This window comes from Variovorax sp. Root473, assembly GCF_001426505.1.
In the GTDB taxonomy this organism is placed as follows: domain Bacteria; phylum Pseudomonadota; class Gammaproteobacteria; order Burkholderiales; family Burkholderiaceae_C; genus Variovorax.
Genome location: NZ_LMEV01000017.1, coordinates 256,494 through 270,563 on the forward strand (window position 1 = coordinate 256,494; position 14,070 = coordinate 270,563).

Below are 14,070 nucleotides of genomic sequence, written 5' to 3' on the forward strand. Positions count from 1 at the left end.
CATGGCATCGATCAGCAGCATCGGCGTTGGCTCCAACCTTGACCTGGGCGCGTTGCTGACCCAATTGCAGACGGCGGAGAACCAGCCGCTGGTGGCCCTGAAGGCCAAGCAGACCAGCTACAACAGCAAGCTCTCGGCCTACGGCACGCTGCAAAGCGCGCTCGCCGGCATCCAGGCGGCTGCCAGGAAGCTGGGCGACCCGGCGCTGTTCCAGGCCATCACCGGCACGCCGAGCGTGAGCGGGATCATGGCGGCCACCGGCACGGATCCGCGTTCGGCGGGTACGTATGCCATCGACATCTCGCAACTCGCGCAGGCCCAGTCGGTCATCGCGAAGGGGCAGGCCAACACCACCACCGCGATCGGCAGCGGCACCATCACCTTCGACTTCGGCAAGGTCTCCGGCGGCACGCTGGACCCGGCGACCGGCCAGTACACCGGCGCCACCTTCGACAAGGACACCGCGCGCACGGCCAAGCCGATCACCATCGATGCCACCAACAACACGCTGGGCGGCATTCGCGACGCGATCAATGCGGCGAACGCGGGCGTGTCGGCCACCATCGTGAACGACGGCAGCGGCACGCCGAACCGGCTGGTGCTCACCTCCGCGCAGACCGGCGAGAGCTCGGCCATGCGCATCTCGGTGGACGGCGATGCCGCGCTGCAGGGCCTGCTGGGCAACGACCCCGCCGGCACGCAGAACCTGCAGCAGACCGCGGCGGCGCAGAACGCCAAGCTCACCGTCAACGGCATCGCTGTCACCAGCACGACCAACTCGGTGACCGACGCCATCCAGGGCACCACGCTCACGCTGGTGCAGACCGGCAAGCTCAACCTCGTGATGAAGGCCAGCACGACGGCGGTGAAGACGGCCGTCACCGATTTCGTGAAGGCCTACAACGCGCTGCAGAGCACGGCCAAGTCGCTCACCGCCTTCGACACCGATGCCGAGACCTCCGCGCCACTGGTGGGCGACTCGACGTTGCGCAACCTGCAGACGCGCATCCGCCAGACGCTCACCAGTCCGCAGCCGGGCGGCGCGAACGACCTGAAGGTGCTCACGGCCATCGGCATCTCGTTCCAGAAGGACGGCACGCTCGCGGTCGACAACGACAAGCTCGACAAGGCCATCGACACCAACCTGGAGGGCGTGTCGAAGCTCTTTGCCAGCGGCACCGGCAGCACCACCGGCTATGGCAAGCAGCTGACGGCGGTGATCGACGACCTCACCGGCAGCAAGGGCGCGCTCAAGGCCGCCACCGACGGCGTGACGAGCACACTCAAGCAGCTCGACACCCAGTACACCGCAATGAAGGAACGCGCCGACGCGACCGTGGAGCGCTACCGCAAGCAGTTCGTGCAGCTGGACGTGGCGATGAGCAGCATGAACGGCACGCTGAAGTACCTCGCGCAGCAGTTCGACGCGATGAACGCCAGCAAGGGCTGAGGACAGGAGGCCGCATGTACAGCTCTCACCATTCCCGCACCGGTGTCGGCGCCTACGCGCGCGTCGGCATCGAGACGCGCGCCATGAGCGCGTCGCCGCTGCAGCTCATCCACATGCTGTTCGACGGCGCGAAGACCGCCATCGGCGCGGCACGCCTGCACATGGCGGCCGGCGACGTCGGTGCCAAGGGCCAGGCGATCTCGAAGGCGATCAACATCGTCGACAACGGCCTGAAGGCCAGCCTCGATGCGGAGGCAGCGGGCGAGGGCGGCACCGACATCGTCGGCAATCTGTCGTCGCTGTACGACTACGTCGTGCAGCGCCTGCTGCTGGCCAATCTGCGCAACGACGTGCAGGCGCTGGACGAGGCCGACCGCCTGCTCGACCACCTCGCTTCCGCCTGGCGGGAGATCGACGACAGGCCTTCCAACTGATGATGCAGAGCGTGAACCGGGGGCAGGAACAGATGGCCGTGCGCAGCGAGATCGTTCATTGCTACGAGCAATTGGCCGCGTGCATCTCGCGGATGCTGGCGCTGGCCCGTGCGAAGGAATGGGGGCAGCTGCCCGAGCTGGAGTCACGGTGCTCGGCATCGGTCGAGCGCCTGAAGGCGATCCAGTCGCTGGCGTCGCTGGAGCCTGCGCAGCGCGACCTCGTGCTGCATCTGCTGGAGCGCATCTGCACCGAGCAGGCCGAGCTGTCGGGGCTCATCAAGCCGCAGCTCGACGACCTGATCCGCCGCATGGATTCGCTGAACCACCAGAAGAACCTCGGCAAGGCCTACGGCCTCGCCCACTGACGCGCGCGACGACAGGACACAGGACAACACCACCGTGGCCATGCTGGGACTCACCGGACTGATCGATGCACTGATGGCTGCGCGCCTGACGCCGCGGCTGGACCTGCTCGGCCTCAAGCCGGAGACCACGGTCGGCGCACCCGGTGCGGCGGTGGCCGTGCCGAAGACGGCGAACGACGTGCGCCTGCCGTCTCGTGCGGCGCTGGACCGGCTGGTGCCGTCGGGCGCTTCGGGTGGTGATGTGACTGCGCCCGCGGCGGGTGATGTGCCATCGTCCCTCGACACCCGCCTGTCGATCGCCGCACGTGTGATCGGTGCGGTGCTGGCCGACCAGCAGGCGGGGCCGGGGCCGGTGCGTGGCGAGGCGCCGTTGTTGTCGCCCGTGGCGCGGCAAGGCGTGAATGCCGTCGCCCTGTCGGGCACGCTGGCGCAGACGGTGTCGGACAGCGGGCTGTTCTACGAGTCGCACCTTGCCGAGTTCGCGGCGGGCACGCGCACGCTCGCGCAGATGGCGCGGGAGCCGCAGGCGCGTTGGGCGACTCCGGTGATGGTGGCGACGAACGGGCAGGGCGCCGTGGCAGCTGCGATGCCGCTTGCCGTCGCGGATGGCGTGGCGCCAACGACGCCGAATGCATCGGTGCCCGCTGCGCAGGCCGACGCGCCGGAAGCTCAAATCGCATCCCATGCGCAGGGCGCCGTGCGCGGCGAAGCCGCTGCCGCTGCGGCGCCCGATGCCGCGCGCGTGCAAGCGGCCTACGGTGTGTCCGATGCGGAGCCGGAGATGCCCGCGCTCCGCAGCGCAGAACACGCACGCGCCGCAGCCGACGTCACCCCCACGCCCGCCCCGCGCGGCGCGGAGGTGATCCATCCGCAAGCTGTCACCGTCGTGCACCAGCAGCTCGACCTGCTGGCCAACGCCGCCTTCCGGTGGAGCGGCCACGCGTGGCCCGAGGTGCCGATGACGTGGTCGATCAAGGAAGAGCAAGCCAAGTCAGGTGCACGGGAAGGCGAGCCATCGGAAGAGGAAGGCGCACGCCGCTGGTCGACCACCGTGTCGCTCGTGCTGCCGCGGCTGGGCGAAGTCGACCTGCGCCTGAGCCTCGGCGGCCCGACCGTGCAGGCGTACCTGCATGCGCGCGAGGACAGCACCGTGGCCCGCCTGCGCGGCGACGCCGGCCGGCTCGCGCAACGCTTCGAGGCGGTCGGCCTTCAGCTGCAGCAGTTGCAGGTCACGGCGAAGGCGGTGGGATGAGCGATGCGCTTCACGGCCGCCACGGCGCCGTCGTGCTCTCGCACGCGGACACGCGCAAGGCGCCCGTCGTGGTCGCCAAGGGCTATGGCGTGGTGGCCGAATCAATCATGCGCGAGGCGCGCGCGCACGGGCTTTACGTGCATGCCTCGGCCGACCTCGTGAAGCTGTTGATGCAGGTCGACCTCGACCGCCAGATCCCGCCGCAGCTGTACCAGGCGGTCGCGGAAGTGATGGCCTGGATTCACCGGCTCGAAGGCGGCACCGAGGCCGCGGCGCCGTGACGAAAAAGGCGGATCTATGGAAAGTCATTGACTATGGAGCGGATGCGGAAAACCAGCCCACCGATTAACACCCGGCGGCACTCGATAGTCTTGATGAATTCAATTCGCGGGCTGATTTCCAAGGCCGGAATACACACGTTGGTAACAATTACTTGCATTGGCTGACGGCTGGCGGGAATCGACCATGAAACCGATTCCCTAGAGGAGCGGTCAGGCATTTCGTGTCGCCCTTTCACTGAACTTTTGCTCTACTTTTACGCCGAAGTGTAAATAAGTGTGTATATAATGTATACATGTTGGATGGACAGCGGAGTCGACATGGAATCGGAAATGGAAGTAGACGTGGAAAATTGCAATGTCAACGCAAGCGGCGTGATTTCCAAGGAAATCGGCGAGATCAATCTGGCCTATATGCTGCTCGCCCAGAAGCTGGTGAAGCGGGACCGGGCGGAAGCCATGTTCCGCCTCGGCGTGGGGCGTGAGCTGGCCGATCTGCTCATGAACATGTCGCTCAGCCAGATCGTGAAGCTGGCCGCGTCCAACTTCCTGCTGTGCAGCTTTCGCCTGGACGACCGGCCGATGTTTGCCGTGGTCGGCGAGGGCAAGGAGCCCGCGCTGCAGCAGGCCCACATGTCGATCCTGATGAGCGCGCGCCAGACGCAGGCGCAGGCACAGGCCCACGCCCAACCGCAGATGCGCAAAGCAGGTGCGGCCAGCGCATGAGCGCCGCGCCGGGCCGCCCCAAGCAAGCTCGCACCGCAGTGCGAAGCACGAAGGTATTCGAATGACTGCCAAGAGCATCCTGGGCGAAGTCCGGCAGGTGCAGCTCGCGGTCGAACTCATCGGCCTGGGCGCCCGCCTGCAGTTCCTGGAGGCCGTGGTCGCGCTGAGCCGCGAGCGGCTGATCCGCCTGTACAAGGAGCTCAAGGGCGTCTCGCCGCCCAAGGGCCTGCTGCCGTTTTCCACCGACTGGTACATGACCTGGCTGGCGAACATCCACTCGTCGATGTTCTACAACATCTACCGCTTCATGCGCGACGAGGCCGGCGAGGACGAGCTGCCCGCGCTCATCAAGGCCTACCGCCTGTACACCGAGCAGGTCCAGGCGCAGGGCAGCGAGGTCGTGCTCGACTTCACGCGCGCCGAAACCATGGTGCGTTTCTTCGACAGCGACATGCTGCAGCTGAGCCCGTGCAGCCGCTGCGGCGGCCACTTCGTGGCGCATGCCCACGACCACAAGCACGGCTACGTGTGTGTGCTGTGCCGCCCGCCTTCGCGCGCGGGCAAGGCGCGCAAGCCCAAGCTCGCACCGGTGCGCCGCAGCGGCCTGATCGCCGGCGGCCCGGTGCTCGACATCGGCGGCGCCATCTCGTGAAAGCGCCCCGGCGCCCGGCGCGGGTTTTTTGTTTTGGACGCCTCAGGGCATAGGGGAAGCGCGTGCTGGTTCTGGTGGGATATCTGGTGGTGATCGGCGCCGTCTTCGGCGGCTACGGCCTCATGGGCGGGCATTTCGGCGTGCTGTTCCAGCCGGTGGAACTGCTCATGATCGGCGGCTCCGCGCTCGGTGCATTCATTGCGGGCAACAACGGCAAGACCATCAAGGCGACCATCCGCGAGCTGCCGCTCCTGCTGCGTTCTTCCAGGCACAACCGCCAGCTCTACATGGACCTGCTGGCGCTGCTGTACGAGTTGCTCGCCAAGGCCCGCAAGGAGGGCATGATGAAGCTCGAGTCCGACGTGGAAGCGCCGCAGCACAGCGAGATCTTCGGCCGCTACCCGACGATCCTGGCGCACGAGGGCATCACCGTGTTCCTGTGCGACTACCTGCGCCTGGTCATCAGCGGCAACACCGACGCGCACGAGATCGAGGCCCTCATGGACCACGAGATCGACACGATCCGCCACGAAGCCGCCGTGCCCGGCCACAGCCTCTCGCGCGTGGGCGACGCGCTGCCCGCGCTGGGCATCGTCGCGGCTGTGATGGGCGTGGTGCATGCGCTGGGTTCGGCCCACCTGCCGCCTTCGGAAATGGGCGCGCTCATTGCGCATGCCATGGTCGGCACCTTTTTGGGCGTGCTGCTGGCCTACGGCTTCGTGTCGCCGCTGGCCTCGCTGATCGAGCAGAAGGTCGAGGAGGGCATGAAGATCTACCAGTGCGCCAAGGTCACGCTGCTGGCCAGCCTGAACGGCTACGCGCCGCAGCTGGCCGTGGAGTTCGGCCGCAAGGTGCTGTTCTCCACAGAGCGCCCGTCCTTCACCGAGCTGGACGAGCACGTACGCGAAGTCAAGGCGCGCTGACCTGCCCACAGCCATGAACGACGCGAAGCCCCGCATCATCATCAAGCGCGCCCATGGCGGCGGGCACGGCGGCGGCCATGCGGGCGGCGGCTGGAAGATCGCCTATGCCGACTTCATGACGGCCATGATGGCCTTCTTCCTCGTCATGTGGCTGCTGTCGATCTCCAGCCCCAAGCAGCGCGAAGGCATTGCCGAGCACTTTCGCATGCCGCTGCGCGTGGCGCTGGCCGGGGGCGACAAGAGCAGCATGAGCACCAGCATGATCCCTGGTGGTGGCGCCGACGTGATGCACACCGAGGGCGAAGTGCGGCACACCGAGGCCGACAGCGAAGACGCGGCCGACGCCAGCCGCCTGGCCGAGATGAAGAAGAAGCTCGACGAGCTGATCGAGAAGAGCCCGGCGTTTCAGCAGTTCCGCTCGCAGATCCTCATCGACATCACCACGGAAGGCTTGCGCCTGCAGATCGTGGACAGCGAGAACCGTCCCATGTTCGAGCTGGCCAGCGCCCGCGTGGTGCCGCACATGCGCGCCATCCTTCGCGAGCTGGCGCCGGTGCTCAACGGTCTGCCCAACAAGCTCACGCTGTCGGGCCACACCGACGCCATCGTCTACACCAACGACCGTTCGTACGGCAACTGGGAACTCTCGGCCGACCGCGCCAACGCCTCGCGCCGAGAGCTGGTGGCGGGCGGCATGGCCGAGGACAAGGTGCTGCGCGTGATCGGCCTGGCCGACAGCATGCACCTGGACCGCGCCGACCCGCGCAACCCCATCAACCGCCGCATCAGCATCATCCTGCTGAACCACCGCACGCAGGAGCGCATCGAGCGCGAGAACAGCAACGACGCCGGTGCCACGCGCATCGGCCTGCCGCCACCGGCCGCGCAGGCGCGCACGGCGGTGGGACACACGGCGGGATAACAAGAACGAAAAAGGAAGCGGCCGCGCGTGTGAGCGTGGACCCGGAGCAACCACAGATGGACCTCAGTCAATTCACCCAGGCCTTCTTCGTCGAAGCCATCGAGCTGCTGGCGCAGATGGAGCAGCTGCTGCTCGACCTCGACGTCGAGGCGCCCGACGGCGAGCAGCTCAATGCCATCTTCCGCGCGGCGCACTCGATCAAGGGCGGCGCGGCCACGTTCGGTTTCACCGCCTTGACCCACACCACGCACGTGCTCGAAACGCTGCTGGACAGGGCCCGCCACGGGCAGCTGCACCTGAACGCTTCGATGATCGATGCCTTTCTGGAAACGAAGGACGCCTTGCAAGAACAACTCACCGCCTACCAGGCCGGCAAGGAGCCGGACGCCGACCGGGTCGCCCACATCTGCGGCGTGCTTCAGCAACTGGCGATGGAGACCCACGCCGCAGCGCCCGCGCCTGTGCCCGCACAGGCGCCGGTCGTTCAGGCCATTGCGCCGGCCGATGAAGGCCGCAGCGACGGCGTGCTCGTCATCCGCTTCGCGCGCCTGTCCGACAGCGAGTGCGATCTGCTCGCCGGCGAGCTGACCAACCTCGGCTCCGTGCTGACGCGCACGCGCAGCAACGACCAGCTCACGGTGCGGCTCGCGACCACCTGCGACCCCGACGACATCGTGGCCGTGTGCTGCTTCGTCATCGATGAATCGCAGATCGACATCACGCGCGAGGTGGCGCAAGAAGCCGCGCCCGTGGCTGTGGCGACGGTGCCGGTCGTGCAACCGACCGCCGCACCGCCCGCCGCACCGGCCGCTGCAGCGGTCGCGGCTGCACCTGCCAGCGCGAAGGAGTCCAGCTCCCTGCGCGTCGATGTCGAGAAGGTCGACCAGCTCATCAACCTCGTGGGCGAACTCGTCATCACGCAGTCGATGCTCACGCAGGCCGCCACCGTGCTCGACCCCGTGGCCTACGAGCGCTTCCTGAGCGGGCTGGGCCACCTGGAGCGCAACGCGCGCGACCTGCAGGAATCGGTGATGTCCATCCGCATGATGCCGATGGACTACGTGTTCAGCCGCTTCCCCCGCGTGATCCGCGACGTGAGCGCCAAGCTCGGCAAGCAGGTGCGCCTGGACACCTACGGCAAGGAGACCGAGCTCGACAAGGGCCTCATCGAACGCATCGTCGATCCGCTCACGCACCTCGTGCGCAACAGCCTGGACCACGGCATCGAGGCCCCCGAGGTGCGCCTGGCCAAGGGCAAGGACGCCACCGGCCAGCTGTTGCTGTCCGCGCAGCACCACGGCGGCAACATCGTGATCGAGGTGAGCGACGACGGCGCGGGCCTGAACCGCGAGCGCATCCTCGACAAGGCGCGCCAGCAGGGCCTGCCGGTGAGCGACGCCATGCCCGACGAAGAAGTGTGGCAGCTGATCTTCGCGCCCGGCTTCTCCACCGCCGAGCAGGTCACCGACATCTCGGGGCGCGGCGTGGGCATGGACGTGGTCAAGCGCAACATCCAGGAGATGGGCGGCCACGTGGAGATCCATTCGCGCGGCGGGCAGGGAACGTCGACGCGCATCGTGCTGCCGCTCACGCTGGCCATTCTCAACGGCATGTCGGTGCGCGTGGGCAGCGAGGCCTACATCCTGCCGCTGAGCTACGTGATCGAGTCGCTGCAGCCGCTGCCCGAACACCTGCACTCCATCACCGCCGATGGCCACGTGATCCGCGTGCGCGGCGAGTACCTGCCGCTCATCGAGCTGCACCGCGTGTTCGACGTGGCCGGCGCGCAGACGCAGCCCACGCAGGGCATTCTCGTGATCGTGCAGGCCGACGACAGCCGCTTTGCGCTCCTGGTCGACGAGCTGCTGGGACAGCACCAGGTGGTGGTGAAGAACCTGGAGACCAACTACCGCAAGGTGCCGGGCATCTCGGCCGCCACTATCCTGGGCGACGGCAGCGTGGCCTTCATCGTCGACGTGGGGGCGATGCCGCGCATCCAGCGCGCGCAGGCCGCAAGCACGGCGGCGCTGGCCGGCGCCGCACGCCGCAGCACCGACGCCCTCATTTCCTGAACCGGTTCATTCGACGGACGGCCGCATGAGGTTCGATTTCTTCCGGCGCCTCGGCGCCGACGGCAACGGCGCGCACGCCGACATAGCCCCCGCACCTGCACCCGCGATCGGCGCTGACGGCCACGTCGCCTACGCCATGCTGCTCGACGGCAAGCGCCGCGTGGTCGGCTACCGCATGGCCTGGCGCGTGGCCGGGCAGGGCACCGACGCCGGTGCCGCGGCCGGCGTCAAGGCGTTGATGGACACGCTGGGCCTGCACCTGAACCCGGGCGGCCACGGCTGGCTGCTGGGTGAACAGCGGGTGTTCGTCGACGTCACCGTCGATGCGCTGTTCCAGAGCGAGCTGCAGTCGCTGCCGCCGCGCAATGTCGTGCTGTGCATGAAGGCCGACGAGCTGATGGACGCCGACATGCGCTCCATCCTGCTGTTCCTGCGCGAGCAGGGCTTCGGCTTCATGCTGTGCGGCGGCGTGGCGCTGCCGGACGATGACGAGCTGCGTGCCATCGTCACGCACCGCGAGGTGGCGCCCTCCCACCTGGCGGACGTGTCGCCTGGAGGCCTGGTGCCCATCGCCGCACGCGCCGCGAACTGGTCCGAGTTCGAGGCCTGTGCCGCACGGGGCGCGCAGGTCTTCGTCGACGGCGCCGTGCGCCTGCCGCCGGCGCGCGACAGCGCCGACGCGCTGCAGCCCGAGTCGCAGCTCATCGTGCACCTGATGCAGATGATCCTGCGCAACGAGGACGTGCGCGCCATCGAGAGCGCGCTCAAGCACGACGCCGCGCTCACCTACCGGTTGCTGCGCTACATCAACTCGCCCTCGGTCGGGCTGGCGGTGGAAATTCACTCGCTGCGCCATGCGGTGGCCATGCTCGGCTATTCGCCGCTGTACCGCTGGCTGTCGCTGCTGCTGGCCACCAGCAACAAGGTCAGCTCGCCCTTCATGATGAAGAAGGCCATCCTGCGCGGGCGCTTCGTCGAGCTGATGGGGCAGGGCATGCTGCCGCCGAGCGAGGCCGACAACCTGTTCGTCGCCGGCATGTTCTCGCTGCTCGACCAGCTGCTGGGCGTGCCGATGGAAGGCGTGCTGCGCAAGGTGCAGCTCACCGAGGCGGTGCAGCAGGCGATTCTTTCGCGCAGCGGCGTCTACGGCCCCTTCGTGGCGCTGGCCGAAAGCTGCGAGACCGATGACGGCCGCGCGGCGCGGCTGTCGGAGGCGCTCTTCCTGAGTGCCGCGCAGGTCAACGCCGCGCAGCTGTCGGCGCTGGTGTGGGCGCTCGACGCCGGCCCCGCCGTGGCCGCATCGACCGTCTGACCTGCGGAAATGCAAGGCTTTTGCGTGTCTGATCGGCCGATTGGAAACGGCGGCCTCTGTGAACATTGAAGGTCACGCTTCCAGGCTGGCTGTGACGACCGAGTTCCTTTTTACCGACCACGACTTCTCCAGAATCCGGACCCTCATCCATCGCCGCGCCGGCATCGCCCTGGGCGAGCAGAAGCGGCAGATGGTGTACAGCCGGCTGTCGCGGCGCCTGCGCGAGCTGGAGTTGCCGGCGTTCGCGTCGTACCTGGACCAGCTTGAGGCAGGCCACGACGGCGACGAGTGGCAGCTGTTCATCAACGCGCTCACCACCAACCTCACCTCGTTCTTCCGCGAGGCGCACCACTTTCCCACGCTGGCCGACCATGTGCGCAAACGCCCGGGCCCGGTCACCGTGTGGTGCGCCGCCGCCTCGACGGGCGAGGAGCCCTACTCCATCGCCATCACGTTGATGGAAGCGCTGGGCGACCGCGCCAGCTCGGCCCGCGTCATCGCCAGCGACATCGACACGGCCGTGCTGGCCAAGGCCGCCACCGGCGTCTTCACCACCGAGCAGGTGCGGCGGCTGTCGCCCGAGCGGCTGCGGCGTTTCTTCAACAAGGGCACCGGTGCCAACGCCGGCAAGGTGCGCGTGCGCACCGAGGTCGCCGCGCTGGTGAAGTTCTCGCGCGTCAACCTGCTGGACAGCGCCTGGTCGGTGAAGGAACCGGTGGACGCGATCTTCTGCCGCAACGTGATGATCTACTTCGACAAGCCGACGCAGAAGAAGGTGCTCGACCGCTTCGCGCCGCTGCTCAAGCCGGGCGGCCTGCTGTTCGCCGGCCATTCCGAGAACGCGTCGCTCGTCAATCCGGCCTTTCGCCCATTGGGGCAGACCGTGTACGAGCTGTCGCGCACGCCGGGCATCGCATGAGCCTGGCGAGCCACCACTACTTCGATCGCGATGTCGGGCGCATGGCCATCAAGCTGCTGCCCTCCGAGTACTACGTGACCACCGACCACACCGTGCTGAGCACCGTGCTCGGCTCGTGCGTGGCTGCCTGCCTGCACGACGCGCAGGCGGGCGTGGCCGGCATGAATCACTTCATGCTGCCCGACGACGGCGAGCCCGGTGGCGGCTCTATGCGCTACGGCGCCTACGCCATGGACGTGCTGGTGCGCGAGCTGGTGCGCGCGGGTGCGCGGCGCGAGCGATTGCAGGCCAAGGTGTTCGGCGGCGGCGCCGTGCTGGCCGGCATGACCACGCTGAACATCGGCGACCGCAACGCCGACTTCGTGCTGCGCTACCTGGAGGCGGAACGCATCGAGGTCGCGGCACAGGACCTGCGCGGCCCGCACGCGCGCCGCGTGTGCTTCCTGCCCGAAAGCGGCAAGGCCGTGGTGCGCCGCCTGCGCGCGCAAGCCGAGGTGCTGCGCGTGCGCTGCGACGAAGGCGAGCTGCTGCGCCGGTTGTCGGTGCCCGGCATGCCGCATGAGATCGACAGAACCAAAGGAAGCCGGTGAGCCTGACCAGCCCCAAGAAGATCAAGGTGCTCTGCGTCGACGATTCGGCGCTGATCCGCAGCGTGATGAGCGAGATCATCAACAGCCAGGGCGACATGACCGTGGTCGGTACCGCGGCCGACCCACTGGTGGCGCGCGACCTCATCAAGGTGACGAACCCCGACGTGCTCACGCTCGACGTCGAAATGCCGCGCATGGACGGCCTGGAGTTTCTCGAGAAGCTCATGCGCCTGCGGCCGATGCCGGTGGTCATGGTGTCGTCGCTCACCGAGCGCGGCTCGGAGATCGCGCTGCGCGCGCTGGAGCTGGGCGCCATCGACTTCGTGACCAAGCCGCGCCTGGGCGTGCGCGACGGCCTGCTCAACTACACCGAGCTCATCGCCGGCAAGATCCGCACAGCCGCCAGCGCGCGGCTGCTGCCCGCCCGGCCCGCGGCCACCGCGGCACGCGCCACCCACGAGGCCGCGCCCGAAGCGCTGTTGCGCAGTCCGTTGCTGAGCACCGAGAAGCTGCTCATCATCGGCGCCTCCACCGGCGGCACCGAGGCCATCCGCGAGGTGCTGCAGCCGCTGCCGCCCGATGCGCCCGCGGTGCTCATCGCGCAGCACATGCCCGCTGGCTTCACGCGCTCCTTCGCGCAGCGCCTGGACGGCCTGTGCCGCATCCGCGTGACGGAGGCGCAGCAGGGCGAGCGCGTGCTGCCGGGCCATGCCTACATCGCGCCGGGCGGCTTTCACCTGTCGCTGGCGCGCAGCGGCGCCAACTACGTGGCGCACCTGGACCAGGAGCCGCCCGTGAACCGCCACCGGCCGTCGATCGACGTGCTGTTCGATTCGGCGGCGAAGCACGCGGGCAAGAACGCCATCGGGATCATCCTCACCGGCATGGGCAAGGACGGCGCCGAAGGCCTCTTGCGCATGCGGCGTGCCGGCGCGCACACGCTGTCGCAGGACGAGGCCAGCTGCGTGGTCTTCGGCATGCCGCGCGAGGCGGTGGCGCTGGGCGCGGTGGACGAGGTGTCGCCGCTGAACGAGATCAGTCGCCGCGTGATGGCGCACCTTCGCACGTTCGGTGAGCGTGCGAACCGGGTATGACGAGTTTGAACAACGACCTGTGGAGCTGGAAAAAATCGTGATCGACAAGAGCATCAAGATTCTGGTGGTGGATGACTTCCCGACCATGCGGCGCATCGTGCGCAACCTGTTGAAGGAGCTGGAGTTCCTCAACGTCGACGAGGCCGAGGACGGCGTGGCCGGCCTGGAGAAGCTGCGCGGCGGCAGCTTCGGCTTCGTGGTCTCCGACTGGAACATGCCGAACATGGACGGCCTGACCATGCTGCAGACCATCCGCGCCGACCCCGAGCTGAAGACGCTGCCGGTGCTGATGGTCACGGCCGAGGCCAAGAAGGAAAACATCGTCGCGGCCGCACAGGCCGGCGCCAACGGCTACGTGGTGAAGCCCTTCACTGCGGCGACGCTGGAAGAGAAGATCACGAAGATCTTCGAGAAGCTGGCCAAGGCATGAGCCACGATGCCCTCGGCGCAGCGGACGCCACCAGCAACACCACCGAAGAACTGCTCGGCCGCATCGGCCACCTCACACGCCAGCTGCGAGAAGGGCTGCGCGAGCTGGGCCTGGACAAGCAGGTGGCCAAGGCCGCGCAGGCCATCCCCGATGCGCGGGACCGCCTCAACTACGTGGCGGCCACCACCGAGCGCGCCGCGCACCGCGCGCTCAACGCCATCGACGTGGCGCAGCCGCTGCAGGAAGCCCTGGCCACCGACGCCAAGGCCCTGACGCAGCGCTGGGACCAGTGGTTCGAGAACCCGATCGAACTCGACCAGGCGCGCGAGCTCGTGCTGGACACGCGCGGCTACCTGAGCGATGTGCCTCAGCGCGCCAGCGCCATCAACACGCAGCTCATGGAGATCCTGATGGCGCAGGACTTCCAGGATCTCACCGGCCAGGTCATCAAGAAGATGATGGAAGTCGTCAACGACGTCGAGACGCAGCTGCTGCAGGTGCTCATCGATAACTCGCCGCCCGAGAAGCGCCACGAGGCCGTGCAGAGCCTGCAGAACGGACCGCAGGTGAAGCCCGGCAATCCCGATGCCGTGACCGACCAGGCGCAGGTGGACGACCTGCTGGAGAGCCTCGGCTTCTGAGCTTTCCGCG

General features: G+C 67.9%; 16 protein-coding genes. All 16 read left to right on the forward strand.

Features of this window, described 5'->3' with window-relative positions; translation table 11 throughout:
• Position 1 precedes the first annotated feature (1 nt).
• The 16 genes from fliD to cheZ all read left to right on the forward strand — a co-directional run bounded on the left by fliD (position 2) and on the right by cheZ (position 14,060).
• A complete protein-coding gene (gene fliD, locus ASD34_RS14500; protein WP_056578600.1) occupies positions 2–1,450 on the forward strand; it encodes a flagellar filament capping protein FliD in 1,449 nt (482 codons plus the stop codon).
• A gap of 14 nt (positions 1,451–1,464) precedes the next feature.
• The gene (fliS, locus tag ASD34_RS14505) at positions 1,465–1,884 is read left to right on the forward strand and encodes a flagellar export chaperone FliS (RefSeq protein WP_056578605.1); all 420 of its coding nucleotides are present in this window, start codon (positions 1,465–1,467) and stop codon (positions 1,882–1,884) included.
• Positions 1,884–2,249 carry a flagellar protein FliT gene (locus ASD34_RS14510; RefSeq protein ID WP_056578609.1) on the forward strand — a complete coding sequence of 122 codons (366 nt, stop codon included), beginning with the start codon at positions 1,884–1,886 and terminating at the stop codon, positions 2,247–2,249. The genes fliS and ASD34_RS14510 overlap by 1 nt, the downstream gene beginning before the upstream one ends.
• 40 nt (positions 2,250–2,289) lie before the next feature.
• Positions 2,290–3,501 (forward strand): flagellar hook-length control protein FliK, encoded by a 1,212-nt coding sequence (locus ASD34_RS14515; protein ID WP_056578612.1) that lies wholly within the window; start codon positions 2,290–2,292, stop codon positions 3,499–3,501.
• Positions 3,498–3,782 carry an EscU/YscU/HrcU family type III secretion system export apparatus switch protein gene (locus tag ASD34_RS14520; protein ID WP_056578615.1) on the forward strand — a complete coding sequence of 95 codons (285 nt, stop codon included), beginning with the start codon at positions 3,498–3,500 and terminating at the stop codon, positions 3,780–3,782. The genes ASD34_RS14515 and ASD34_RS14520 overlap by 4 nt, the downstream gene beginning before the upstream one ends.
• A 342-nt stretch (positions 3,783–4,124) precedes the next feature.
• A complete protein-coding gene (gene flhD, locus ASD34_RS14525) occupies positions 4,125–4,505 on the forward strand; it encodes a flagellar transcriptional regulator FlhD (RefSeq protein WP_235510072.1) in 381 nt (126 codons plus the stop codon).
• Between the two features lie 61 nt (positions 4,506–4,566).
• The gene (gene flhC / locus ASD34_RS14530; RefSeq protein WP_056578621.1) at positions 4,567–5,157 is read left to right on the forward strand and encodes a flagellar transcriptional regulator FlhC; all 591 of its coding nucleotides are present in this window, start codon (positions 4,567–4,569) and stop codon (positions 5,155–5,157) included.
• Positions 5,158–5,219: 62 nt separating this feature from the next.
• Positions 5,220–6,080, forward strand: a complete 861-nt coding sequence (gene motA, locus ASD34_RS14535; RefSeq protein ID WP_056578624.1) for a flagellar motor stator protein MotA — start codon at positions 5,220–5,222, stop codon at positions 6,078–6,080.
• Between the two features lie 13 nt (positions 6,081–6,093).
• Positions 6,094–7,002, forward strand: a complete 909-nt coding sequence (gene motB, locus ASD34_RS14540) for a flagellar motor protein MotB (protein ID WP_056578627.1) — start codon at positions 6,094–6,096, stop codon at positions 7,000–7,002.
• Between the two features lie 56 nt (positions 7,003–7,058).
• Positions 7,059–9,074 carry a chemotaxis protein CheA gene (cheA, locus tag ASD34_RS14545; protein ID WP_056578630.1) on the forward strand — a complete coding sequence of 672 codons (2,016 nt, stop codon included), beginning with the start codon at positions 7,059–7,061 and terminating at the stop codon, positions 9,072–9,074.
• A gap of 25 nt (positions 9,075–9,099) precedes the next feature.
• The gene (locus ASD34_RS14550; protein ID WP_056578633.1) at positions 9,100–10,386 is read left to right on the forward strand and encodes an EAL and HDOD domain-containing protein; all 1,287 of its coding nucleotides are present in this window, start codon (positions 9,100–9,102) and stop codon (positions 10,384–10,386) included.
• Between the two features lie 91 nt (positions 10,387–10,477).
• Positions 10,478–11,305, forward strand: coding sequence for a CheR family methyltransferase (locus ASD34_RS14555; protein ID WP_056578636.1), 828 nt, complete (start codon positions 10,478–10,480; stop codon positions 11,303–11,305).
• A complete protein-coding gene (gene cheD / locus ASD34_RS14560) occupies positions 11,302–11,895 on the forward strand; it encodes a chemoreceptor glutamine deamidase CheD (protein ID WP_082548698.1) in 594 nt (197 codons plus the stop codon). Before ASD34_RS14555 ends, cheD begins: the two co-directional genes overlap by 4 nt.
• Positions 11,896–11,897: 2 nt before the next feature.
• Positions 11,898–12,989 carry a protein-glutamate methylesterase/protein-glutamine glutaminase gene (locus tag ASD34_RS14565; RefSeq protein WP_082548939.1) on the forward strand — a complete coding sequence of 364 codons (1,092 nt, stop codon included), beginning with the start codon at positions 11,898–11,900 and terminating at the stop codon, positions 12,987–12,989.
• Positions 12,990–13,026: 37 nt separating this feature from the next.
• Complete coding sequence (gene cheY / locus ASD34_RS14570; protein WP_056582361.1) at positions 13,027–13,419, forward strand: chemotaxis response regulator CheY; 393 nt, start codon at positions 13,027–13,029, stop codon at positions 13,417–13,419.
• Entirely contained in the window at positions 13,416–14,060 is a 645-nt protein-coding gene (cheZ, locus tag ASD34_RS14575) for a protein phosphatase CheZ (RefSeq protein ID WP_056578639.1), read from the forward strand. Before cheY ends, cheZ begins: the two co-directional genes overlap by 4 nt.
• The last annotated feature ends 10 nt before the right edge of the window (positions 14,061–14,070 follow it).